Annotated in this window: 18 protein-coding genes; 8 read left to right on the top strand and 10 right to left on the bottom strand. The window is 73.8% G+C overall.

The window, feature by feature from the left end:
• The first annotated feature begins 47 nt into the window (after positions 1 to 47).
• Positions 48 to 893 (top strand): endolytic transglycosylase MltG, encoded by an 846-nt coding sequence (gene mltG, locus ACZ6Y1_RS05875; protein ID WP_469623488.1) that lies wholly within the window; start codon positions 48 to 50, stop codon positions 891 to 893.
• A gap of 240 nt (positions 894 to 1,133) precedes the next feature.
• On the top strand, positions 1,134 to 1,895 hold the full coding sequence (locus ACZ6Y1_RS05870) for a hypothetical protein (RefSeq protein ID WP_469623486.1): 762 nt from the start codon (positions 1,134 to 1,136) through the stop codon (positions 1,893 to 1,895).
• A 16-nt stretch (positions 1,896 to 1,911) separates the two neighbouring features.
• Here ACZ6Y1_RS05870 and ACZ6Y1_RS05865 read toward each other — a convergent pair whose 3' ends face one another.
• The 5 genes from ACZ6Y1_RS05865 to ACZ6Y1_RS05845 are packed head-to-tail and all read right to left on the bottom strand — an operon-like array spanning position 1,912 to position 6,463.
• A complete protein-coding gene (locus ACZ6Y1_RS05865) occupies positions 1,912 to 3,000 on the bottom strand; it encodes an FAD-dependent oxidoreductase (protein WP_469623484.1) in 1,089 nt (362 codons plus the stop codon).
• Between the two features lie 52 nt (positions 3,001 to 3,052).
• Positions 3,053 to 4,426, bottom strand: coding sequence for a cytochrome P450 (locus ACZ6Y1_RS05860; RefSeq protein WP_469623482.1), 1,374 nt, complete (start codon positions 4,424 to 4,426; stop codon positions 3,053 to 3,055).
• A gap of 51 nt (positions 4,427 to 4,477) precedes the next feature.
• Positions 4,478 to 5,179, bottom strand: a complete 702-nt coding sequence (locus ACZ6Y1_RS05855) for an HAD family hydrolase (RefSeq protein ID WP_469623480.1) — start codon at positions 5,177 to 5,179, stop codon at positions 4,478 to 4,480.
• A gap of 45 nt (positions 5,180 to 5,224) precedes the next feature.
• Positions 5,225 to 5,704: an Lrp/AsnC family transcriptional regulator gene (locus ACZ6Y1_RS05850; RefSeq protein WP_469623477.1), complete on the bottom strand. Its 480-nt coding sequence runs from the start codon at positions 5,702 to 5,704 to the stop codon at positions 5,225 to 5,227.
• Positions 5,705 to 5,740: 36 nt separating this feature from the next.
• Positions 5,741 to 6,463: a YoaK family protein gene (locus ACZ6Y1_RS05845; RefSeq protein WP_469623474.1), complete on the bottom strand. Its 723-nt coding sequence runs from the start codon at positions 6,461 to 6,463 to the stop codon at positions 5,741 to 5,743.
• A 69-nt stretch (positions 6,464 to 6,532) separates the two neighbouring features.
• On the opposite strand from ACZ6Y1_RS05845, the gene ACZ6Y1_RS05840 reads away from it, so the two are divergent.
• From ACZ6Y1_RS05840 to qcrB, 4 genes are all read left to right on the top strand, one after another.
• Positions 6,533 to 7,126: a histidine phosphatase family protein gene (locus ACZ6Y1_RS05840; RefSeq protein WP_469623471.1), complete on the top strand. Its 594-nt coding sequence runs from the start codon at positions 6,533 to 6,535 to the stop codon at positions 7,124 to 7,126.
• Between the two features lie 50 nt (positions 7,127 to 7,176).
• A complete protein-coding gene (locus tag ACZ6Y1_RS05835; protein ID WP_469623469.1) occupies positions 7,177 to 8,688 on the top strand; it encodes an APC family permease in 1,512 nt (503 codons plus the stop codon).
• Between the two features lie 12 nt (positions 8,689 to 8,700).
• A complete protein-coding gene (locus ACZ6Y1_RS05830) occupies positions 8,701 to 9,117 on the top strand; it encodes a universal stress protein (protein WP_469623466.1) in 417 nt (138 codons plus the stop codon).
• A 71-nt stretch (positions 9,118 to 9,188) separates the two neighbouring features.
• On the top strand, positions 9,189 to 10,877 hold the full coding sequence (gene qcrB / locus ACZ6Y1_RS05825; RefSeq protein ID WP_469623463.1) for a cytochrome bc1 complex cytochrome b subunit: 1,689 nt from the start codon (positions 9,189 to 9,191) through the stop codon (positions 10,875 to 10,877).
• A 1-nt stretch (position 10,878) separates the two neighbouring features.
• Here qcrB and ctaF read toward each other — a convergent pair whose 3' ends face one another.
• From ctaF to proB, 5 genes are all read right to left on the bottom strand, one after another.
• Entirely contained in the window at positions 10,879 to 11,274 is a 396-nt protein-coding gene (gene ctaF / locus ACZ6Y1_RS05820) for an aa3-type cytochrome oxidase subunit IV (protein WP_469623460.1), read from the bottom strand.
• Positions 11,264 to 12,946: an aa3-type cytochrome oxidase subunit I gene (gene ctaD / locus ACZ6Y1_RS05815; protein ID WP_469623457.1), complete on the bottom strand. Its 1,683-nt coding sequence runs from the start codon at positions 12,944 to 12,946 to the stop codon at positions 11,264 to 11,266. The genes ctaF and ctaD overlap by 11 nt, the downstream gene beginning before the upstream one ends.
• 95 nt (positions 12,947 to 13,041) lie before the next feature.
• Positions 13,042 to 17,400 (bottom strand): non-ribosomal peptide synthetase, encoded by a 4,359-nt coding sequence (locus ACZ6Y1_RS05810; RefSeq protein ID WP_469623454.1) that lies wholly within the window; start codon positions 17,398 to 17,400, stop codon positions 13,042 to 13,044.
• Positions 17,397 to 19,007: an AMP-binding protein gene (locus ACZ6Y1_RS05805; protein WP_469623451.1), complete on the bottom strand. Its 1,611-nt coding sequence runs from the start codon at positions 19,005 to 19,007 to the stop codon at positions 17,397 to 17,399. The genes ACZ6Y1_RS05810 and ACZ6Y1_RS05805 overlap by 4 nt, the downstream gene beginning before the upstream one ends.
• A complete protein-coding gene (gene proB / locus ACZ6Y1_RS05800; protein ID WP_469623448.1) occupies positions 18,997 to 20,043 on the bottom strand; it encodes a glutamate 5-kinase in 1,047 nt (348 codons plus the stop codon). The genes ACZ6Y1_RS05805 and proB overlap by 11 nt, the downstream gene beginning before the upstream one ends.
• Positions 20,044 to 20,275: 232 nt before the next feature.
• Between proB and ACZ6Y1_RS05795 the strand changes: the two genes are divergently transcribed.
• Positions 20,276 to 21,496, top strand: coding sequence for a Glu/Leu/Phe/Val dehydrogenase dimerization domain-containing protein (locus tag ACZ6Y1_RS05795; RefSeq protein WP_469623444.1), 1,221 nt, complete (start codon positions 20,276 to 20,278; stop codon positions 21,494 to 21,496).
• Complete coding sequence (locus ACZ6Y1_RS05790; protein ID WP_469623442.1) at positions 21,493 to 23,019, top strand: class-II fumarase/aspartase family protein; 1,527 nt, start codon at positions 21,493 to 21,495, stop codon at positions 23,017 to 23,019. Before ACZ6Y1_RS05795 ends, ACZ6Y1_RS05790 begins: the two co-directional genes overlap by 4 nt.
• Positions 23,020 to 23,072: the final 53 nt, after the last annotated feature.

Genomic DNA, 23,072 nt, shown 5'->3' with positions numbered 1-23,072 from the left:
CGGGGCGGATGCCTGGAATGTCACGCTTCGCCGGTTAGCGTTCCCGTATGCGTCATGAGTATCTGCCGCCTCAGAGCCGCTCCCGGCTGACTCGCCGGGGCCGGCTGGCGCTCTTCCTCACCGCACTGCTCACGGTCGGCGCGGTGGTCCTGATCCCGGTCCTCGGGGGCGAACCGGCACCCGAAGCCCCGCGACGGCTGGTGATCCCCGAAGGCTGGCGCGCCCCGCAGGTGTACGAGGCGGTCGACCGCGAGCTGCGGCTCCCGGCGGGCTCGACCAAGGCCGCGGTCGCCACGGCCGGCCTGCCCCTCCCGGCCGAGGCCAAGGGCAACCCGGAGGGCTACCTCTTCCCGGCGACCTATCCGGTGACCTCGAAGTCGACCCCGGCGACGCTCCTCGCGCACATGGTGCGGACGGCCAACGAGAAGCTCGCCACCCGGGCCGTCGCCGACGGCGGCAAGGCCCACGGCATGACCCCGTACCAGACGGCCACGATGGCCAGCATCATCGAGGCCGAGGCCGACGGCCGCGCCGACATGGGCAAGGTCGCCCGGGTGGTGCACAACCGGCTGGCGAAGTCGATGCCGCTCCAGATGGACTCGACCATCAACTACGCGCTGAACCGCAGCACGGTCGACACCAAGCTGAGCGAGACCCGCATCAACAGCCCCTTCAACACCTACGAACGCCAGGGACTGCCGCCCACCCCGATCGACAGCCCCGGCCTGGAGGCCATGGCGGCGGCGGTCGCCCCGACACCCGGCGACTGGCTCTTCTTCGTCACCGTGAAGCCGGGGGACACCCGTTTCTCCGCGACGTACGACGAACACGAGAAGCACGTGGCGGAGTTCAACCGGCTGCGCGCGAAGGCAGGACCGGGCGCCGGGAAATGAGGGGCGGCCGGGCCCGCGTCAGGCCTACGATCGGCGGCCTGGCGAGTGCGCGGACCGAGGGGGCGAACCGTGGGATGGCCATGGAGAGCGAAGAAGAGGGCTGAAGCGAACGCGAGAGCGGGCGAGGGAACCACGGACGGGCTCGCGTTCGGCACGGACTCGATCCGCAGGTGCATCGACGAGCGCATCGAGGCGGAAGCGAAGGCCGCCGCGGCCGCCGAACGGGCAGGACGCCAACGGATGATCGAGCGATGGGGCAGCCGCGTCGTCGACTGGCAGGGCTGGCTGGCCCGTTCGCCCGTCGGAGTGGACCTGCTCCACTGGTGGTCCGACGAAGTCGAACTGACCGCCCTGGTGGGCGAGGAGCGGTACGTGGAACGGCTGGGGGAGCTGCTCTCGCGGGCCGGGGCGCGCGACATCGCGGCGATGGGGCTCGGCTGCACCCGGCGCGTCGACCGGGCCTGCCGTTTCGCCGAGGTCTGCAGCCAGGATCCCGCGCCGGGCGAGAGGCTCGCGGACTATCGGCACGGGGAGACCCCCGGGGCCTGCAGCAGCTTCATCGACTGCCACACCAAGCACGAGATCGACGTGACCTTCGCCGACGGCGACGAGCACCGGTCGGTGCTCCTCTTCCGCGACCATCCGGGCAAGGCCATGCTCTGGGTGGACGGCGTACGCGTGGGCGAGGGCCACTGGCTGGACAAGGGCGGATCCTGGGAGGGCGAGCGTTTCTTCACCATCCGGATCGGGGGCCCGGAGGACCACCCCGAGCAGGGTCACGGCGGGATGGGCTGCCAGCTCCACAACATCGTCTCGCTCCTGATCCACGACGCGGAGCGGGGCACCACGCGCATCCTCGTCCCGGAGGCCACCGAGAGCTGGACCGATCCGGTTCTTGACGTGCGGGACGGGACGGGCCGGGTGTACCCGACCCGTGAGGACCGCGCGGCCGGCGGCACCCCGGACCGGATCTTCCCCCTCGACGAAGCGGCGGCCAGCTGAGGGCGAGGCGGCGGGCTCAGCCCACGGGTGCGGCGACCCGCTCGCCGGCCCGCTCGCGCGCCAGGAGGCGGCGGATCTCGCGGACCGCCGCGCCGCCCGCACGGTTGGCCCCGATGGTGGACGCGGACGGGCCGTATCCGACCAGGTGGACCCGCTCGTCGCGGACGGCCCGCGTCCCCTCGACCCGGATGCCGCCGCCCGGCTCGCGCAGCCGCAGCGGCGCCAGGTGGTCGACGGCCGCCCGGAAGCCGGTGGCCCACAGGACGACGTCCGCGTCGACCCGGCTGCCGTCCGCCCAGGCGGCGCCCGTGGCGGTGAGGCGCTCGAACATCGGGCGCCGCTCCAGCACCCCCGAGGCCAGTCCGGCCCGGACGGCCTCGTTCAGCGGGAGCCCCGTCACGCTCACCACGCTCTGCGGCGGCAGCCCCTGGCGTACGCGCTCGTCCACCAGCGCCACCGCGGCCCGGCCCTCGGCCTCGCCGAAGCCCCCGTCGCGGAAGACCGGGGGCCGGCGCGTCACCCAGGTGGTCTCCGCGGCCACCTCCGCGATCTCCAGCAGATGCTGCACCGCGGACGTCCCGCCGCCCACGACGATCACCCGCGCCCCCGCGAACTCCCGCGGACCCGGGTAGTCCGCCGTATGCAGCTGACGGCCGCGGAAGTCCTCCTGGCCCGGGTAGCGCGGCCAGAACGGCCGGTCCCAGGTGCCGGTGGCGTTGATCAGGGCCCGGGCCGACCAGACGCCGTCCGAGGCCTCCACCCGCAGCCGTCCGCCCGCGCCCTCCCGTACGGCCGAGACGTCCACGGGACGCCGTACACGCAGGTCGAAGCGGTCCTCGTAGGCGGCGAAGTACTCCCCGATCACCTCCGAGGACGGCCGCAGCCCGTCCGCACCCGTCAGCTCCATGCCGGGCAGGGCGTGCATCCCGTGCACCTTGCCGTAGGTGAGGGAGGGCCAGCGGAACTGCCAGGCCCCGCCCGGCCGGGGAGCATGGTCCAGCACCACGTGCCCGATCCCCGACCGGGCCAGGTGGTAGGCGCTGGAGAGCCCGGCCTGCCCGGCGCCGATGACCGCCACGTCCACGTCCCGCGAAATTTCGTTCACGGTTCTACCAACTTCCCGGCTCCGCGGGATCTTCCCGCGCCCCCCGGGCCGGTCAGGGCGCCGCCAGCGTCGCCGTGACCGGTGTCCTCGGCTGGAGCGTGAGCCCGGGGAACACGGCGGCCCGGCCGCTGCCGCTGTCCAGATGGAAACGCTGTGCCAGTACGGCCAGCACGAGCGCCGCCTCCACCAGGGCGAACCGGGCCCCCAGGCAGGCCCGGGGGCCGCCGCCGAAGGGGAACCAGGCGTGCTCCGGGACGGGGTGCGGGGCGTCCGCGTCCCAGCGCTCGGGGCGGAAGGCCTCCGGGTCCGGGAACCAGCGGGGATCGCGGTGCACCGACCACGGGCTGGTCCACACGGAGGTCCCCGCGGGCACCGGCCGCCCGCCGATGCTCGCGCCCTCCACGGCCACCGCCGAGATCAGCCAGACCGGCGGATAGATGCGCAGTGACTCCTTGACCACCTGCCGGGTCCACGGCAGCCGGGCGTAGTCGTCGTACGTCGGCAGCCGCCCGCCGAGGACCCGGTCCAGCTCCTCCGTCAGCCGGGCCCGCGCCCCGGGCGCCCCCGACAGCAGCTGCCAGGCCCAGGTCAGGGTGGTCGAGGTGGTTTCGTGGCCGCCGATGTACAGGGTGATCGACTCGTCCCGCAGCTCCTTGCGGGAGAGGGGGCCGCCCCGCTCGTCACGGGCGGCCAGCAGCCGGCTCAGGAGGTCGTCCCGTTCCGTCCCCGCCCGCGAGGCCGCCTCGTGTTCCTGGATGACGTGTTCGATCTCCCGGTCCAGGACCGCCACCGCCCGCCGCATCCGCTGCCTGCCGGGCGTGCGGACCCAGGGGGGCAGGAAGAGGGTCAGCCCGCGGAACTCGGCCCCCAGTTCCCGCTGCGCCGTGGCCATCGCCGCGCTGATGGGAGCCTCCCGGCCGGCGCAGTCGCTCCCGAACAGGGTGCGCACCGCGATCCGCTGGGTGAGCCCGGCCATCTCCCGGTGCACGTCGACGACGTCGCCCTCTTCCCAGGTCCCGGCCAGCGCGTCGGCGCACTCCACCATCGTGGCGGCGTACGAGCGCACTTGGCGCGGGCGCACGGCGGGCTGTACCAGGGCCCGCTTGCGCCGCCAGTCGTCCCCCCGTGCGACGACCACCCCGTTGCCCAGCAACTGGCGGAAGGCCCAGCCCAGTTCCGTCGGCTCGAAGGTGGACTCCACGGCACCCAGCAGCTCGCCCGCGTGCGCCGGACGGGAGACCAGCACGTTGCGCTGCGGGCCGAGGCTCCAGGGCACCCAGTCCCCGTGCTCGTCGCGCAGGGACTCGAAGAAGGCCAGCGGGTCACGGGCGAAGGCCGGCAGGTTCCCGAGCAGGGGCCAGCCGCGCGGCCCGCCATCGCTCCGTGCGCCGGGGCTCCCGGTCTGCGGGGTCTGGGTCGAGGTCACGCGGGCATGGTGACAGCCGCCCCGTCGGAGCGCCAGAGTGCCGACGGGGCGTCAGGACGCGGGCCGGGCCCCGGACCGGGCCGTCCGCAGCCCCGTCAGCCATGCGTGGGCCGCCTCCGCGCTGAACTCCCGCTGCCCGCCCGGGAAGAGGAGGCCCGCGGTCGCGAACTCCGGGTCCCGTGCGCTGCGCGCCACGTACGGGACCGCCACGCAGTGCATCCCGGCGGCATGGGCGGCCCGGGCCCCCGGCGCCGCGTCCTCGACGACCACGCAGTCGGCCGGCTCCGCGCCCAGCCGGCGGGCCGCCTCCAGGAAGACGTCCGGGGCGGGCTTGCCGTGGGCCACCTCCTCGGCGGAGACGGCCAGGTCCAGCATCGCGTCCAGACCGGTGCCCGCCAGGACGGCGTCGATCGCCTCGCGCGAGGATCCGGAGGCGACCGCCATCGGCACGCCCTCGCCGTGCAGCCGCTCCACGAACGCGCGCATCCGCGGGAAGGCCTCGGTGCGGGTGCGGGCCAGTTCGAGGTAGGCCGCGTTCTGTTCGGCCAGGAGCTGCCCGACGGGTGCCTCGATCCGGTGACGGTCCTTGAGGATCTGCAGCGTCTCCAGGGTGCCGATCCCGATGAAGCGGGAGTGCTCCTCCCACGTGAAATCGGGGACGCCGTGCCGCTCCAGGGTGCGGCGCCCCGACTCGTAGTAGTTCGGTTCGCTGTCCACGAGGGTGCCGTCGAGATCGAATATGACGGAAATCATCCGCTGCGCCCGTCCTGCCGGTCATTACCTGTCTAGACCATCTTGTCAGGTTTTGCGGGCCGCCCGTCCCACCGATTCGACCAGCGGCAGCAGCCGGTGCGGCACCCGCTCGCGCAGCGCCACCTCGGTACGGGTGCGGACCACGCCCGGAAGCCGGATCAGCCGCTGGATCACGTCCTCCAGATGCTCGTTGTCCCGGGCCGCGACCCGGGTCAGCAGGTCCCCGCCGCCGGTGATCGAGAAGGCCTCGATGATCTCGGGCACGGCCGCGAGCGCGTCCCCGACGTCGTCCAGGTGCCCCTGCGTGACCTCGATGTGCACGAAGGCCAGCACCGGGTGCCCCAGCGCCGCCGGGGAGAGCGCCGGGCCCGTCCCGGTGATCACACCGGTGCGCTCCAGGCGCTCCAGGCGGGCCTGGAGGGTGCCGCGCGCGACACCGAGGATCCGGGCGTACTCACGGACGCTGGTGCGCGGCTGCTCGATCAGCAGGCGCAGGATCCTCGTGTCGAGCTCATCCACCGCCATGCCGTGACTGTACCAATGGCACGGCATTGGCCCGGTTCAGCCGGATCGCCCGCCGCGGGGGAACTGTCCGGAGAACAGCCGGGGCTGCCCGAGCTCGGCCGCCGCCGACGCCAGTACGAGCGCTGCGACCGGAAGCAGCAGCAGACCCACCGTCCATCCGGCCCGGACCAGCAGCGCCCCGGCCAAGCCGCCCGCGAACATGGCCAGGACCGACAGCCCGCGCAGCCGCCACGCGGGGGTCCAGTACGCGAGGGCACCTTCCTGTCCCATGGCCGGGCCCCCGAAGAAGGCGGTCATGGACCGGGTGATCAGCGTCGTCGGCACCCCCGCCAAGTGCGCCCGCATGATCGTCAGGTTGCGGACGCCCAGCGCGAACGCCAGGACGGCCGTGACGACCAGGTGCCGCGCGGTCGGCGCGCCGTAGCGCGGCTCCAGCCCCCAGCCGAGGCCCGCGGCGACCAGGACCAGCCCCGCCTCGACCGTGAGCCCGATGATGAACCAGCGCCGCCCGCGCGCCTCGGTCGCCGATTCCAGCCGCGCCCCGCAGATCACACCGAGGACGAAGGCCGCCAGGGAGACCGCGGAAGGCAGCGCCGGCAGATCGCCCGCCCGGGCGGCCCCGAAGGCCAGGAACAGCACGTTGCCCGTCTGCATGGCGGTGAACACCGGCCCGAGCGCGAGCAGGCTCACCGCCTCCACCAGCCCGGTCGCCAGCGTCAGCACGATCATCAGCGCGGGCAGCCGCCGCCCCTCTTTCATGAGGCCCGACAGTGACACGCCCGCCCGGCCCCGCCGCGTCGACATGCCGGAAGACATAAGGTCCCGAGGATGAGCGACCTGTTGCTGGTGAGGCACGGCGAGACGGCCTGGAGCGCCGACGGGCGGCACACCGGACTCACCGACGTCCCGCTGACCGCGCGCGGAGTGGAGGAGGCCATCTCGCTGGCCCCCTTCTTCCGGGAGCGCCACCCGGCCCTCGTGCTGACCAGCCCGCTGCGCCGGGCCGTCGCGACGGCCGAGCTCGCCGGGCTCACCGGCGGCACCCCCTACCCCGACCTGCACGAGTGGGACTACGGCGGCTACGAGGGCGTCACCACCGCGGAGATCCGGCGGACCACCCCGGACTGGTCCCTGTGGACCCACGGCGTCCCGCCCGGCGACGCCACCCACCCGGGGGAGAACGCCACCCAGGTGGGCGCCCGCGCGGACCGCGCGCTGGCCCGCGTCGCCCCCGTGCTGGCCGCGGACGAGGGCAACGTGGTGATCGTCGCCCACGGGCACTTCCTCCGCGTGCTCACCGCCCGCTACCTGGGCCTGGACCCCGCCGACGGGCGGCTCTTCCTGCTGCGCACCGGCACCGTCAGCACGCTCTCCCGGGAGCACGGCCTCCCGGTGGTCGCGGGCTGGAACACCCGCCCCTGACCGGCGGAACCCGCCTCGCGGGGCGCCGCCGGGTGCGTGACGATGCGTACATGGCCCGAGACGTTGAGAGCGGTGGCGGTGCGGGGGAAGGCGACCTCGAACCGGGGCTGAAGGCGGACGCGATCGGCTTCCTCGACGCCCTCGTCATCGGCCTGAACTCGACCTCGCCGGCCTACTCCCTGGCGGCGGTCCTCGGGCCGATCGTCGCCCTGGTCGGGGTCTACGCGCCCGGCGTGATGCTGGCGTCCTTCGTGCCGATGCTGCTCATCGCCGCCGCGTTCTACTACCTCAACCGCGTCGACCAGGACTGCGGCACGACCTTCTCGTGGGTCACCCGGGCCATGGGCCCCTGGGCGGGCTGGTTCGGCGGCTGGGCCATCGCGATGACCGGCGTGCTCGTCATCGGCTCGCTCGCCGACGTGGCCGTCCGGTTCGGGCTGCTCACCGTCGGCCTGGACGGCTGGGCGTCCAACGAGGCCGTCCGGCAGACGCTGGCCGTCGTCGTCATCCTCCTGATGACCCTCATCTGCGTCATCGGCACCGAGCTCTCCGCCCACCTGCAGGACGTCCTCATCCTCGCGCAGGTCTTCTTCCTCCTGGTCTTCGCCGTCGTCGCCATCTACCGGGTCTACACGGACACCAGCACCCTCCAGGCGCTCGACCCGTCCGTCGCATGGCTCAACCCCTTCGGCGCGGGCGGCGCCGCCCTCACCGCGGGCCTGCTGCTGGGCGTGTTCATCTACTGGGGGTGGGAGTCCGCGGTCAACCTCACCGAAGAGGTCGAGGATTCCGCCACCGCGCCCGGGCGGGCCGGCATCTGGTCGACCGTCATCCTGCTGGTGACCTACCTGTCCGTGGGCTTCGCCGTCGTCGCCTACGCCGGCACCGAGTACCTCGCCAAGAACGCGGGCGAGGAGGAGGCCGTGTTCGCCGTGCTCGCCCACGAGGTCATGGGCGGCTGGGACTGGATGGTGCTCGCCGCCGTCTGCACCTCCGCCCTCGCCTCCACACAGACCACGATCATCCCGGCTTCCCGCACCGCGCTGTCCATGGCCCGCCGGCACGCGCTGCCGCACCGTCTCGCGCACATCCACCCGCGTTTCCGGACCCCGAGCGTCAGCACCTGGTGGGTGGCCGCCATCGCCATCGGCTGGTACCTCGTGGTCAACCGGATCAGCGAGAACGCCCTCCTCGACTCGCTGACCGCGCTCTCCCTGCTCATCGCCTTCTACTACGCGCTCACCGGACTGGCCTGCGCCGTCTACTACCGCCGCCACCTGCTGGAGTCGCCGGGCAACTTCCTGCTCATCGGCGCGGGCCCGGTGATCGGCGCCGGCCTGCTGATCTGGCTGCTCGTGGAGTCGGTGGCCGACATGTCGGACCCGGAGAACTCCGCCGGCGGGGTGTCCTGGTTCGGCCTCGGCCCGCCCCTGGTCATCGGAATCGGCATCGCCGTCGTCGGCGTGCTCGTCATGTGCTGGTGGCGGATCCACGACGGCAGGTTCTGGAACGAGCGGCGGGGCGTCGTGGACCCTGCCCTCGTCCGCGGCCGGAAGAACTGAGGAGGAGCCCCCATGGCCGTAGTCCTCGGGTACGACGAGTCGCCCGGCGCGGAACGGGCCCTGCGCGTGGCGCTGGAGGTGGCCACCGCCTTCGGCGAGCCCCTCGTCCTCGTCTACGGCGCGGCCGCCCCGGGTGCGGCCGGCGAGGAGTACCAGGCCCACCTGGAGGCACTCCGGCAGACGGGGCGCACCGCCCTCGCGCACGCCGTCGAGGCCGCCGACGAGGCCGGGGTGCCCTCGTCGGTCGAGGTCGTCGACGAGAAGCCGGCCCAGGCCCTGCTCGACGCCGCCGAGCGCCACGACGCGCGCGTCATCATCGTCGGCACCTGGGGCGACAGCCCGATCCGGGGAGCCCTCCTCGGCTCCACCCCTCACAAGCTCCTGCACCTGTCCCCGGTGCCGGTCCTGTGCGTGCCCACCGAGCGCTGACCGCGCATGGCGGGTGTGGCGTCACCCCCGTGTCTGAATTGATCACCGAGAGTCGGTTTCGGTAGCTTTGCATGCATTCCGGGCGGCTTGACCGGCCCAGCGGTGGGAGCCCGGACGGGAGGTGCGTGCCGGTGCTCGGTTCGACGGGGAAGGCGCGGCGCCTGGCGCGGACGGCCGAGGCGCTCGACGCCCGGCTGCCGCTGGCGGAACCGGCCCGGACCGGGGTGCGCAAGGTGTTCCCCGACCACTGGTCGTTCCTGCTGGGCGAACTGGCCCTGTACAGCTTCGCCGTCCTGCTGCTGACCGGCGTGTTCCTCACGTTCTTCTTCGATCCGTCGATGCGGGAGACCGTCTACCGGGGCCCGTACGGCCCCCTGCAGGGCGTGCCCATGTCGCAGGCCTACCTCTCCACCCTGAGGATCAGCTTCGAGGTGCGGGGCGGTCTGCTGATCCGCCAGATCCACCACTGGGCCGCCCTGCTCTTCGTGGCCGCCATCGGGGCGCACATGCTCCGGGTGTTCCTCACCGGGGCGTTCCGGCGCCCGCGCGAGCTCAACTGGATGATCGGCGTGACGCTGTTCCTGCTGGCGCTGCTGGAGGGGTTCGCCGGCTACTCGCTCCCCGACGACCTGCTGTCGGGCACCGGGCTGCGGATCGCCCAGGGGATCATGCTCTCGGTCCCGGTCGTCGGCACCTACCTGAGCTTCTTCGTCTTCGGCGGCCAGTACCCCGGTGAGGACATCGTGTCCCGCCTCTACCCCGTGCACATCCTGCTGGTCCCCGGCCTGCTCACCGGCCTGATCACCGTGCACCTCCTGCTCGTCGTCACGCTCAAGCACACGCACTGGCCGGGGCCGGGCCGCACCGGCCGCAACGTCGTGGGCCTGCCCTTCTTCCCCCAGTACACGGCCAAGTCCGCCGGGCTGTTCTTCGCCCTCTGCGGGGTGCTCGCGGCCCTGGGCGCCGTCGGGCAGATCAACCCCATCTGGACCTACGGCCCCTACCGGTCCGACGTGGTCTCCATCGGCTCCCAGCCCGACTGGTACGTCGGATTCCTGGAGGGGGCGCTACGGCTGATGCCCGGCCTGGAAACCCGGCTGTGGGGGCACACCATCGCGTGGAACCCGCTGGTGACGGCCGTGCTGCTGCCCGGGCTGCTGTTCACCGCCCTGTACGTCTACCCGTACTTCGAACGCTGGGTCACCGGCCCGACCGGCGAGCGGCACCTGTGCGACCGCCCGCGCGACCGGCCCGTGCGGACGGGGCTCGGCGCGGCGGCCGTCTCCACCTACGCCGTACTGCTGCTCGCCGGGGCCCAGGACATCCTGGCGTTCGTCTTCGACCTGCCCCTGCCCGGTCTGACCCGGGCGCTGCGGATCGCCTTCTTCGTCGTACCGGTGGCCGTGTTCTGGCTCACCAGGCGGCTGTGCGTGGCCCTCCAGTGGCGCGAGCGACGGCTCCTGACGGACGGTGAGGAGTCCGGCCTCGTCCTGCAGGGCGCGGAAGGCGGCTTCGAGCCGCAGCACCGGGCGCCGACCCCCACCGAGCGGTACGCCGTGCTCGCGCGGGAGCGGCCCCTGCCGCTGCCGCCGCCCCCCTCCGGCCGTGGCCGGCCGAGGCGGCGCGACCGGCTCCGGTCGGCCCTGAGCGCCTGGTACTACGGGGACCGGGTCCGCTTCCCTGCGACCCCGAAGCAGCGCAGGCGGGCAGCGGGGACCACCGCGGGCCCGGACCGCCGGCGGCGGTCCGGAGACGGCTGACCTACTCCGCTTCCGGGTGCCCGAGGTTCTGGAAGGCGAACCCCGCGACCCCGGGCACGAGCACCCCGAACCCGATGAGGCACAGCCACAGCCCCTGGACCACGCCCAGGCCGATCAGCGCGCTTCCCGCGGCCGTCAGGACGGGGAAGTAGCTGCGCGCCGGGAAGTAGAGCCGCCGGCCCGCTGCCTCGCGCACCTCGCCCTCCCCCCGGTCCTCCGGCCGCTCGCCGCCCCGCCGGTACTGGCGCCACAGGTAGGCGGAGACCAGGGCCGCCATGACGAAGGAGACGCAGAGCGCCGCGGTCCCGGCGGGCTCCCGGGACAGCCAGCCGTAGACGCCGGCCGTGATGCCGAAGAACAGGGCCGTACCGGTGAAGAGCCAGGCCTCAGTCTTCACGGGGCACCTCCGCGTGGTGCAGGTCGAAGGCGGGGGATTCCGAACGGATCCGCGGCAGGGAGTGGAAATTGTGCCGGGGCGGCGGACAGCTCGTCGCCCACTCCAGGGAGCGGCCCCATCCCCACGGATCGTCCACGGTGACCGGGGCGGCGTAACGGCTGGTCCGCCAGACGTTGTACAGGAAGGGCAGCGTCGAGAGGCCCAGCAGGAACGAGCCGATGGTGGAGACGGTGTTCAGCAGGGTGAAACCGTCGCCCGCGAGGTAGTTCGCGTACCGGCGCGGCATGCCGGCCTCGCCCAGCCAGTGCTGGACCAGGAAGGTGGTCTGGAAGCCGGCGAAGAGCGTCCAGAAGTGGACCTTGCCCAGCCGCTCGTCCAGCATCCGCCCGGTGATCTTGGGCCACCAGAAGTAGAAGCCGCCGAAGGTGGCGAAGACGATGGTGCCGAAGAGGACGTAATGCAGGTGGGCGACGACGAAATAGCTGTCCGTCAGGTGGAAGTCGAGCGGCGGCGACGCCACCAGCACACCCGTCAGGCCGCCCAGGAGGAAGGTGACGAGGAAGCCGACGCACCACAGCATCGGCGTCTCGAAGGAGAGCGACCCCTTCCACATCGTCCCGATCCAGTTGAAGAACTTCACGCCCGTGGGCACGGCGATCAGGAACGACAGCAGCGAGAAGAAGGGCAGCAGCACGGCCCCCGTCGCGAACATGTGGTGCGCCCACACCGTCGCGGACAGCCCGGTGATCGCGATCGTGGCGGCGATCAGGGACACGTAGCCGAACATGGGCTTGCGGCTGAAGACCGGGAGGATCTCGCTCACCACGCCGAAGAACGGCAGCGCCACGATGTAGACCTCCGGGTGCCCGAAGAACCAGAACAGGTGCTGCCACAGCAGGGCGCCACCGTTGGCCGGGTCGAAGACGTGCGCGCCGAACTTCCGGTCCGCCTCCAGGACCAGCAGGGTGGCGGTGAGCACCGGGAACGCCAGCAGCGCCAGCACCGAGGTGAAGAGGACGTTCCACGTGAAGATCGGCATGCGGAACAGGGTCATGCCCGGTGCGCGCAGGCAGATGATCGTGGTGATGAAGTTGACCGCACCGAGGATCGTGCTCAGCCCGGACACCGCGAGTCCCATCGCCCACAGGTCGGCGCCGGTGCCCGGCGAGTAGCGCAGGCCGTTCAGGGGCGCGTACGCGAACCACCCGAAGTCCGCGGCCCCGTAAGCCGTCAGGAACCCCGACACGACCAGCAGACCCCCGAACAGGTACACCCAGTAGGTGAAGGCGTTCAGCCGGGGGAAGGCCACATCGGGTGCCCCGATCTGCAGCGGCATGATCGCGTTGGCGAAACCGGTGAAGGTCGGCGTCGCGAACAGCAGCATCATGATCGTGGCGTGGATGGTGAACGCCTCGTTGTACTGCTGGTTGGACAGGATCTGCAGCCCGGGGCGGGCGAGTTCGGCCCGCATCGCCAGGGCCAGCGCGCCGGCGAAGAGGAAGAAGCAGAAGGCCGTCACCAGGTAGAGGTTGCCGATCACCTTGTGGTCGGTGGTCGACAGCCAGCGCAGGACGGCGGAACCCTGACCGGCCCGCCGCCCCGTCGGCGACCGCCCGGTCCGGTCGGGACCGGCGTGTGGTGCCGCTTCCGCCGAAGGGTCCACCGACGTCATCCGTCCTCCTGAGAGCCTCGCCGCCGCGCCTGCACCCCCTTCCCCTACAGGCTGGCCTCCGCCGCGGACCGGCGGCGCGCCGCGCGGCGCGCCCCCTACCCCCGGGTGCCATGCCCAGGGGCTCCGCCCCGCGGACGGACGGCTCCGCCTCCCGGGGGCGGGAAGAAGCCCGACTCGGTGAAGCGGGCCACCGTCGCGGCGAACGTCTCGGCGGTCGGCGGGGCCGGGACGTGGCCGGGCAGCAGGGCCCGGGTCGGGGAGACCTCGTAGCGCAGGGCGGTCTCCCCGCCGCCGTCGCGGACGGTGGCGAGCAGGGCCAGGCCGGTGGGGAGCCGGCGGTCCTCGACGTGGGCGGCCCAGGCGGCGGCCGTGGTGCCGGTGATGTCGTGGCCCAGCTCGCGGAGCCAGCCGACGGCGGTGTCCAGCCGCAGCCGGTGGTCGGCGGCGATGTGGAAGGTGCGGCCGACGGTGTCGGGGCGGCGGGTGAGGGCGACCACGGCGGCCCGGACGTGGTCGACCGGCACCAGGTCGAAGGCGAGTTCGCCGTCGGGACCCTCGGTGGGGGCCAGACCCGCCTCGACGCAGGCCTTGAGCAGCAGCCAGAAGTAGTCGGCGGGCTGGCAGATGCCGGTCGCCGTGTCCGCCGCGATCCGGGTCGGGCGGTGCACGGTCACCGGCAGGCCGCGGCCGGCGGCCTGCGCCACCAGTTGCTCGGCCGCCCACTTGCTCTGCGCGTAGCCGTGCCGGAGCAGCTCCGGGCCGGGCAGCGGGTCGTCGGGGTGGACGACCGCCCCCGCACCCGCCTCCGGGGCCAGGACGCCCACGGTGGAGATGTGGTGGAGGGGAACGGTCCGGTGCCGGGCGGCGAGACGCAGCAGCTCGGTGGTGCCGTCGACGTTCGCGGCCTTCAACCGGGCATAGGAATGCGCGAGGTTGACGGAGGCGCCGCAGTGGTAGACGGCGTCGGCGGTACGGGCCAGTTCGTCGAAGAGCTCCGGCGCCAGGCCCAGGCCCGGCGCCGCCAGGTCCGCCGGGACCGCGTGCACACGGCCGGCGAAGGCGGCCCGCCACAGCCGGTGGGCGCTCAGCGACGCCAGGACCCGCGCCCGTGCCGCCTCCGGGTCGCAGGCGCGGACCAGGCAGTGCACATCGGCCGCTGTACGGGTGAGGAGTTCGTACAGGAGGTGGGAGCCGAGGAACCCGGTGGCCCCGGTGAGCAGCAGCCGGCGGGGGTCGGCGGTCCAGGCCTCGACGGTGCCGGCGGGCCGGATGTCGGAGGGCAGCACGGCGTCGGCGGACAGACCGGGGGCCTCCCCGTCGGGCGCGCCCGCTCCGTCGAGCCGCGCCGCGAGGGCGCCCGGCGTGGGCGAGCCGAAGACGGCATGCGCGGGGAGGGCGGCGCCGGTCGCGGCGCGCAGGGCGAGGACGAGGCGGACGGCCAGCAGGGAGTCGCCGCCGGTCTCGAAGAAGTTCTCGTCCGGGCCCGCGGGCGGCTGCCCGAGCACCTCCTGCCAGGCACGGGCGACGACGCGCCCGGAGACGGAGGCCGGGGGAGCGGGGGGCGCGACGGGCGCGGCGGCCGGCAGGGCCCGGTCCAGCGCCAGCCGGTCGAGCTTGCCGGTCGCGGTACGCGGGAACGCGGGGTGGACCAGTACCCGCGAGGGCACGCAGAACGCGGGCAGCACCTCGGCCAGCGCGCTGCGGACCTCGCCCGGGCCGGGGGCGGACGCTCCGGGGCCGGGGACGAAGTGGGCGTGCAGCCGGGGCCCGGCGGGCCCGGGGACGACGGTGACGGCGGCCTGCGCGATGCCGGGCAGGGCGCGCAGCGCGGACTCCACCTCCCCGGGTTCCACGCGGTGGCCGCGGATCTTGACCTGGTCGTCGTCGCGCCCGAGGAACTCGATGAGGCCGTCCGGGCCGAACCGGCCCAGGTCGCCGGTCCGGTAGCGCAGGCCGCCCCGCACCCGGGGGTCCGGGCGGAACCGGAGCCCGGTCTGCTCCGGGCGCCCCAGATAGCCGTGGGCCACCGGAGTGCCGCCGACCCAGATCTCGCCCGGCGCGCCCTGGGGCACCGGCCGCCCGGCCCGGTCCAGGATCTCGACGCGGGCGTTCTGCACGGGGCGGCCGATGGGCGGCCGGGCGGGCCAGTCCGCGGGATCGCCGGTCAGCCGGTGCGCGGTGACCACATGGGTCTCCGAGGGGCCGTACTGGTTGTCCAGCGAGGCCCCGGTTCCGGCGAAGAACGCGCGGACGGCGGGCGTGACGTGGAGTTGCTCGCCGGAGGTGATCACCTCGGGGACGGGACAGCCGATGCCGGACGCCGCCGCGTGGTCGGCGAGCTGCTGCAGGGCCACGAACGGCAGGAAGAGCCGGTCGACGCGCTGCTCGGCGGCGAGGGCGAGGAGCAGCGCGGGGTCCTTGCGCACGTCGTCCCCGGCCAGTACGAGGGTGCCGCCGGCGGCCCAGGTGGCGAAGAGTTCCTGGAAGAAGACGTCGAAGCCCATGGGGGCGAACTGGAGGGTGCGGGCGGCCGGAGCGGAACGGCGGCGCTGCCAGTCCGTCAGATTGGCCAGGCTCCGGTGCGGCATGGCGACCCCCTTGGGGGCGCCGGTGGAGCCGGAGGTGTAGACGGCGTAGGCGGGGTCGTCCGGGCCCGCCGCCGCGAGGGGGGCCGCGGCCGGCCCGGGCGCGGGCTCCGGCCCGTCCAGGTGGAGCACCCGCAGATCGGGGGCGGCCGGACGCGGCCCCCTGGTGTCCGTGCGGGTGAGCAGGATCGAGGCGCCGCTGTCCGCGAGCAGCAGATCGGTGCGTCCGGCCGGCAGCGCGGGATCGAGTGGCACGCAACAGGCCCCGCTCTTGAGCACCGCGAGTACCGCCACCGGGACGTCGGCGCCGCGGTCCAGCCGGACGGCGACGCGTCGGCCGGGGCCCGCGCCGAGGGCGGTGAGCCTTCGGGCGAGCCGGTCGGCGGCGGCGTCCAGGGCCGCGTAGCCGATCTCGCGCGCGCCGTCGACGACGGCCGCCCGGTCCGGGGTGAGCCGCGCCCGGCGGCTGAACGCCTCATGGGCCAGGAGCGGTACGCCGGGGGTCGCGGGCCCCTCGGTGAACTCCCCGGCGACCCGGGCGTACTCGGCACCGGACAGCATCGGCAGCTCGCCGATCGGCGTGTCCGGCCGGTCCAGGGCACCGTCGAGCAGGGTGGTGAACCACTCGGCGACGCGCCGCGCGTGCGGCGCGTCGTACAGGGCGTCGGCGTAGGTCAGCAGGCCCAGGTAGCCGCCGTTCTCCGGGATCAGGTGGAAGAAGAGGTCGAACTTCGCGGTGCCGTGGTCGACCCGGACCTGCCGGGCCGTGATCCCGGGGAGGTCGAGCCCGGGCGCGGCGGCGTCGTCGACGGTCAGGACCACCTGGAAGAACGGGAACCGGGACGGGCTGCGCTCGCCGTCCAGGGCCTTCACCAGGTGGCCGAAGGGGATGTCGCGATGGGCGACCGCGTCCCACACGGTCTCCTTGGTGGAGCCCAGCAGCTCGGTGAAGGTGAGTCCGGGGGCCGCGGTCTGACGCAGCGGCAGGACGTCCGTGAGGCAGGCGAGGAGCGGTTCGAGGTCGGCTTCGTCGCGGCGGGAGACGGGGGTGCCGATGACCACGTCGTCCTGGTCGGCGCAGCGGGCCACCAGCGCGGTGAGCGCGGCGGCCAGGACGCAGAAGGTGCTGGCGCGGTGGAGACGGGCCAGCTCCCGGATCCGGCGGCCGGTGCCGGCCCCGACGCGGAAGCGGACCTGCCCGCCGCGGTGGTCGGGGACGTCCGGGCGGGTGCGCGCCGAGGGCACGGTGGACTGCGCGGGCGCACCGTCCAGGACCCGCCGCCAGTGGGCGAGGAGTTGCTCGTCGTGGGCGGCGGGCCGGGACCGCTGCTCGCGCGCGTAGTCGGCGAAGGTCCTCTCCAGGGGCGGCAGCTCCGCGGGCCGCCCCTCCAGCGCCGCCCGGTAGCGGGCGCTGAACTCCAGGTCCAGCAAGCGGAAGCACCAGCCGTCGACCTGGGCGTGGTGGAGGGCGACGGCCAGGACGGCGTCCTCCGGGCCCGCCTGGAGCAGCGTGGCCCTGAGCAACGGCGGCCGGGACAGGTCGAGCGACCCGCCGACGGCCTCGCGCAGCGCCCTGTCCAGCTCGCCGGGCAGCACGGTGCGCTTGTCCACGGTCACCGGGCGGGGCGGCTCGGCATACTGCACGGCCCGGCCGTCCTCCAGGACCAACCGGGACCGGAGGGTGGCGTGCCGCTCCACGATGCCCGTGAGCGCGGTCTCGACGGCCCGTTCGTCGAGCGGGCCGCGCAGGCGGTGGTTCCAGGATTCGACGTAGCGCGAGGCCCCGTCGTGGAGCTGGTCGTTGAGCCAGATCGACTCCTGCTCGTACGTCATGGGGTACGCGGCGGACGAGGAGGCGGCGGTGGTCATGACGTGCTCCGTGCGGCGGTGAGGGTGGACAGCAGGGCCTCGGGGTCGACCTTGCCGTTGGCGGTGACCGGCAGGTAGGGGACCCGGTAGACGGCCGCGGGGACGCTGTAGCGGGGCAGCCGGTCGGCGAGGGAGCGCCGGATGACGGCGGCGGTCAGATCGCTGGACCACGAGGTGTAGAACAGCGCCAGGTGGTCGGGGGCCGCACCGGCGGCGCCTGCGCCGGCCCCGCTTCCCCGGGCGGGCACCGGCAGCACGTGGCAGTGCCGGATACCGGGGACGGTACGGGCCACCGACTCGATCCCGGCGGGCTCCAGCCGATGCCCGGCGATCTTGACCTGCCGGTCGGCGCGGCCCAGGAAGTGGAGCACGCCGTGCCGGTCGAACTCCCCCCGGTCGCCGGTGCGGTAGGCGCGCCGCGGCCGCCCCTCCAGGGTCAGCGTGGTGAACGCGGCCCGGGTGGCGGCCGGGTCGGCCAGGTACCCGTCGGCCAGGCCCTCACCCGTCACCCAGATCTCGCCGCCCACCACGTGCACGTCCGTGCCGGGCACGGGCGTGCCGATCGGGATGCCGTTCGGCAGGTCGCAGTCCTCGGGGCGGATGGTGCGGGTGGTGGCGAAGACGCAGCTCTCGACCGGGCCGTAGCCGTTGATCAGGGTGATGCCGGGGTGACGTGCCAGGAAGGACCGCACGTGGTGCGGGGAGAGGGTCTCGCCGCCGGTCAGGACGGTGCGCAGCCCGCTGAAGGCCTCGATGTCCTCGTCCACGAACAGGTTGAAGACCGCCGAGGTGAGCCAGAGGGTGTCCACCCCGCTCTCCTCGCGCAGCCTGCGCAGGTCGTCGGGGAGCAGCTGGTCGGGGGAGGCGAGGGCGCAGGCGCCCCCGGTGGTGAGGGGGCCCCACACCTCCAGGGAGAAGGCGTCCCAGGACCCGGGCGCCGCCTGCGCCATGGTGCGGCCGGGACCCAGACCGGCGAGCGGCTCGCCGGCGAAGAGCCGGGTGGTGGCGGCGTGCGGGGAGAGCACGGCCTTGGGCGGGCCGCTGGTGCCGGAGGTGAAGAAGACCGCCGCGGTCGAGGTGGGTTCGACCGTGACACCCACGGCGCGGACCCGGCGGGCGGCGGCATCCTCCAGGGTCCCGGCCGGCGGGGCCCAGACCCGCGTACGGCGCCCCGCGGCCGGCTCCTCGTCGGACTGCGGGACGGAGGTGACCATGACGGGGGACCCGAGCCGGCTGACGGTCTCACGGCGCCGGAAGGACGGCTGGGCCGGGTCGAGGACGGCGTACCCGGCACCGCACTTGAGGACGGCGAGAAGGACCGCGATCAGCCGGGCACCCCGGGGCAGGCCGACGGGAACCAGGTGGCCGGGCCGTACCCCGAGCTCCTGGAGCTCGGCGGCGTAGGCGTCGGCGGCGTGGTCGAGGGTCCGGTACGTGATCCGGGCGGAGCCCTCGACGAGCGCCGGGGCCCCGGGACGCAGACGAGCCTGCCGGGTGACGGCGGCGTGGACGAGCCGGCCGCCGGCGGAACCCCCGACGAGCCGCTCGCCGGAGTGCGCGGCGAGCCGGCCGCCGGAGCCCGCGGCGGCCGCGTTTTCACGCGGCATTGCGTATCTCCGTGCCGGGCGCGAGGAATTCCCTCAGGGAAGCCGATTCGAAAACGTCCTGCGGGGCGAAGGGAATTCCCGTCAGGGTGCGCAGGCGGGCGCAGATGCGCATGGCCTGGAGCGAAGTCCCGCCGATGTCGTGGAATTGCGTGTCGGGGGTGAGTTCCGGCCGCCCGGTCACCTCCCGGACCACGTCCATGAGCTCGTCGAGGACGCCCGTGCCCTGCACCCCGCACGGGTGGAAGAGGGTGCCGCACGGGCCGCCGGCCAGTGCCTCGGCCGCCCGCGAGGCGGAGGTCAGCAGGACCGTGATCCCGGCCTCGGTGGCGCCGCGGGCGGCGGCGAGCTTGCTCGCCATGCCCCCGGTGCCCAGACCCGACCCGGGCGAGGAGACGTCCAGCCCGTCGAGTTCGGCGCCCGAGCGCACCTCGGGGATGAGCCGGCTGCCGGGCAGCCGCGGATCGGCGTCGTACACCCCGTCCACGTCGGAGAGCAGCACCAGCCGGTCGGCCCGGACCAGCCCGGCGACCAGGCCGGCGAGCCGGTCGTTGTCCCCGAACCGGATCTCGTCCGTGGCGACGGTGTCGTTCTCGTTCACCACCGGCAGCACTCCCATGGCCAGCAGCGCGTCCAGCGTCCGGCGGGCGTTGCCGAACTGCCCGTCGCGCGTGACGTCGTCGTTCGTCAGCAGGACCTGGCCGACGCGGATGCCGTAGCGGGCGAAGGAAGCGGTGTAGCGCGCGATCAGCAGGCCCTGCCCCACACTGGCGGCGGCCTGCTGGTGGGCGAGGTCCGCCGGCCGGGCGGTGAGGCCCAGCGGGGCCAGGCCCGCCGCGATGGCCCCGGAGGACACCAGCACCAGCTGGTCGCCCCGGCCCCGGGCCGCGGCCAGCGCGTCGACCAGCGCGTCCAGCCGTTCGGCGTCCAGGCCCCCGGCCGCGCTGGTCAGGGAGGAGGAGCCCACCTTCACCACGGTGCGCACACCCCCTGCCCGCTCCGGTGTCTCCCGTTCCCGCGTCCTCACGGCTGTCTGCACGACAGATCCCCCTCAACAGGTTCTTCTTCCAGTGGAGTCGGCCCCGGCGGGCCCGGCCGTTTCTTTCTACCAGCGCACCGGAAGCGTGGCCGAGAAGTGGCTGACAGGAAACTGCCGGGGCCGGTGCAGCTTCCTGATCCGGCCGGATCTGGTCCCGCCGAATTCCCGGTGCGAGATTTCTTCCGTCGGCTCGACCGGCAGCCACATCCGGTGCGGAGGAAAGAGGGAAGTCGTGTCCACCACCATTCAGTACACCGACCCCGTCGAAGGCTTCAGCGGCTGGCTCGTCTACGACGGGCACACCGCCGACATCGCCGCCGGCGGATTCCGCGTCCAGCCCGGCGTCACCGAGGAACTGGTGGCGTCGCTCGCCTCCCGGATGACGCTCAAGCAGCGTGTCCTCGGCCTCGGGGTCGACGGCGCCAAGGCCGGCATCGACTACGACCCGGCCTCGCCGGGCAAGCCCGCCGCGGTCCGCCGTTTCCTCGGCTTCCTGCGGGAGGAACTCTCGGAGCGGTTCAGCATGGGCTGCGACATGGGCACCCGCTGGCACGAACTGGAGGAGCTGGCCGCCCTGGAGGGCATCCCCTCCATCAAGTACGTGGTGAAGAAGGCCCAGGGCATCGGCGACGACGACTTCTTCGACCGGCTGCGCGCCCTGGACGCCCCGGTGGGCGCACTCACCCTCGGACAGCGCCGGGCCGGCCACGCACTGGCCCACGCGGCCCTGGCGACCGCTCGCCGCCAGGGGCGCGAGCCCTCCGAGCTGACCTGCTCCCTCCAGGGCTTCGGCAACATGGGCCGGGCCGCCGCCTACTCGCTGCTGGAGCACGGCGTCCGCATCACCGCCGTCGCCGACGCCCACGCCTGCGTCGTCGACCCGCGCGGGCTCGACATCGCCCGGATGCTGGACAGCGACCAGACCAGCGCGGTCGACTCCCTCGCCCCGGGCGCCCTGCGGCTGCCCCGCGAGAGCCTGCTCGACCTGCCCGCGGACGCCCTCGTCCTCGCCGCGGGCGAGAACGCCATCGGCGAGGAGCAGGCCCGGGTGCTGCCGTGCCCGGTGGTCGTGGTCGGCTCCAACCACGGCCTCAGCGCCCCGGTCGAGCAGACGCTCGCCGACCACGGCGTGCTGGTGGTACCGGACTTCATCGGCGGGATCGGCGGCTCCGCCTCGATCGACGCGCTGTTCGGGCCGGCCGCCACCCCCACGCCCCAGGAGGTCCTCGACAGCGTCGCCGCGATGATGGACGACCTCCTGGACGACCTGCTCAGCCGAGCGCGCAACCTGCGCACCACCCCCCGCCAGGCCGCCCTGGACTTCGCCTCGGTGGCGATCGACAAGCGCGGCGACCGCCCCTACGGCACCGGCCCGTACTCCCAGAGCGCGCTGCGCCGGGCCGCCCGTACCCGCCGCACCGTCATCGGCGCCACCTCCGGAGAGAACCGTTGAGCACCCTCACCCTGCCCGCAGCCAGGCCCCCGGCCAGCGCCACCGCCGCCGCCGCGGCCAGCGCCACCGCCACCGCCACCCCACCCACTCCGGACACGACGGGCACCATGCACACCGAAGCCGACGGCGGGTCCTGTACCCACGAGCGGGGGCACATCACCGACTCCCGTTTCTACGGCCACATCTACGCCACCGAGACCAGCCGCGAGATCTTCTGCGACGTCTGCCGCTTCCAGAGCTGGCTGGACGTCGAGGCCCAGCTCGCCCTCGCCCAGGCAGAGCTCGGCATGATCCCCCAGTGGGCCGCCGACCGCATCGCGCAGAGCGCGCGGGTCGGCCTCCTCGACCTGGACGGCGTCCGGGCCGAGATCCGCCGCACCGCACACTCGCTGGTCGGGGTCCTGCGGGCCTTCCAGACGGTGTGCGGCCCCGAGGCCGGCGAGTTCATCCACTTCGGGACCACCACCCAGGACATCCAGGACACCGGTCAGGTACTGGCCATGAAGCGGGTCCTGGACAACCTGCAGCAGCTGATCACCGGACTGGTGGCCCGCCTGGTCGAGATGTCCGAGGAGCACGCCGCCACCGTCGTGCTCGGCCGCACCCACGCCCAGCCCGCCCTGCCGATCGGCTTCGGACTGAAGGCCTCCGGCTGGATCGACGAACTGCTGCGCCACGCCGAGCGCATCGAGGCGATGCGGCCGCGCGTGCTGGTGCTCCAGCTCTTCGGCGGCGCCGGGTCCATGGCCGGCTTCGACGGCCGCGGCCCCGAGCTCCTGGAGCGGCTCGCCGAGCGGCTCGGCCTGAGCGTGCCCGACACCGGCTGGCACGCGGCCCGGGACCGCATGGTCGAGTACGTCTCCACCCTCGCGATGGTCGCCGGCACCCTGGGCCGCATCGCCGACGAGATCCGCACCCTCGGCAGGCCGGAGATCGGCGAGGTGCAGGAGGCCTGGTACCTGGGCAAGGTCGGCAGCTCCACGATGCCGCACAAGCGCAACCCCGAGGGCTGCGAGCAGATCGTCGTCATGGCACGGCTGGCCGCCGCCCAGGTCGGCACGGCGCTCACCGCCATGGGCGGGGACCACGAAAGGGACGGCCGTACCCTGCGCATGGAGTGGGTGTGCGTCCCGGACGTCTCGCACTACACCCTGACGGCCTGCGAGATCGCGACCCGGGTCCTGAAGGGACTGACCGTGCGGTCCGAACGCGCGCTGGCCAACGTGCTGTCCGTACGGGACCAGGTCGCCACCGAGAGCCTGATGCTCGCCTTCGCCGGCCACGTGGGCAAGCAGAGCGCCCACGAGCGGATCTACCAGCTGATCCAGCAGGGCATCACCGAGCAGCGGTCGCTGCGCGAACTCATCGAGGCCGACGGGGAGCTGGGTGCGGTGCTCACCGCCGAGGAGCTGGACGTGCTCTTCGACCCCGCGCAGTACCTGGGCGAATCCGTCCGCCTGACCCACCGGGTGACAGAGCGGGCCCGCGCCTGGCTGCGCGGGCGGGCCGACGCGGCCGCCTAGGGCACACCCCGCCCGTCCCGGGCCGCCGTTCCCGCCCGCCCGTCCCGGGCCGC

The organism is Streptomyces sp. NPDC053432, from assembly GCF_055585365.1.
Note: the sequence above shows the minus strand (reverse complement) of the source record. Positions and strands in the feature narration are given on the sequence as shown.

What these genes read in the sequence shown, in the direction of transcription:
- ACZ6Y1_RS05870 (WP_469623486.1), top strand. Translation starts at nt 1,134, where the DNA reads ATGATCGAGCGATGGGGCAGCCGCGTCGTCGACTGGCAGGGCTGGCTG.
- mltG (WP_469623488.1), top strand. Translation starts at nt 48, where the DNA reads ATGCGTCATGAGTATCTGCCGCCTCAGAGCCGCTCCCGGCTGACTCGC.
- ACZ6Y1_RS05845 (WP_469623474.1), bottom strand. Translation starts at nt 6,463, where the DNA reads ATGAAAGAGGGGCGGCGGCTGCCCGCGCTGATGATCGTGCTGACGCTG.
- ACZ6Y1_RS05830 (WP_469623466.1), top strand. Translation starts at nt 8,701, where the DNA reads ATGGCCGTAGTCCTCGGGTACGACGAGTCGCCCGGCGCGGAACGGGCC.
- ACZ6Y1_RS05855 (WP_469623480.1), bottom strand. Translation starts at nt 5,179, where the DNA reads ATGATTTCCGTCATATTCGATCTCGACGGCACCCTCGTGGACAGCGAA.
- ACZ6Y1_RS05835 (WP_469623469.1), top strand. Translation starts at nt 7,177, where the DNA reads ATGGCCCGAGACGTTGAGAGCGGTGGCGGTGCGGGGGAAGGCGACCTC.
- qcrB (WP_469623463.1), top strand. Translation starts at nt 9,189, where the DNA reads ATGCATTCCGGGCGGCTTGACCGGCCCAGCGGTGGGAGCCCGGACGGG.
- ACZ6Y1_RS05840 (WP_469623471.1), top strand. Translation starts at nt 6,533, where the DNA reads ATGAGCGACCTGTTGCTGGTGAGGCACGGCGAGACGGCCTGGAGCGCC.
- ACZ6Y1_RS05805 (WP_469623451.1), bottom strand. Translation starts at nt 19,007, where the DNA reads ATGCCGCGTGAAAACGCGGCCGCCGCGGGCTCCGGCGGCCGGCTCGCC.
- ACZ6Y1_RS05810 (WP_469623454.1), bottom strand. Translation starts at nt 17,400, where the DNA reads ATGACCACCGCCGCCTCCTCGTCCGCCGCGTACCCCATGACGTACGAG.
- ACZ6Y1_RS05850 (WP_469623477.1), bottom strand. Translation starts at nt 5,704, where the DNA reads ATGGCGGTGGATGAGCTCGACACGAGGATCCTGCGCCTGCTGATCGAG.
- ctaD (WP_469623457.1), bottom strand. Translation starts at nt 12,946, where the DNA reads ATGACGTCGGTGGACCCTTCGGCGGAAGCGGCACCACACGCCGGTCCC.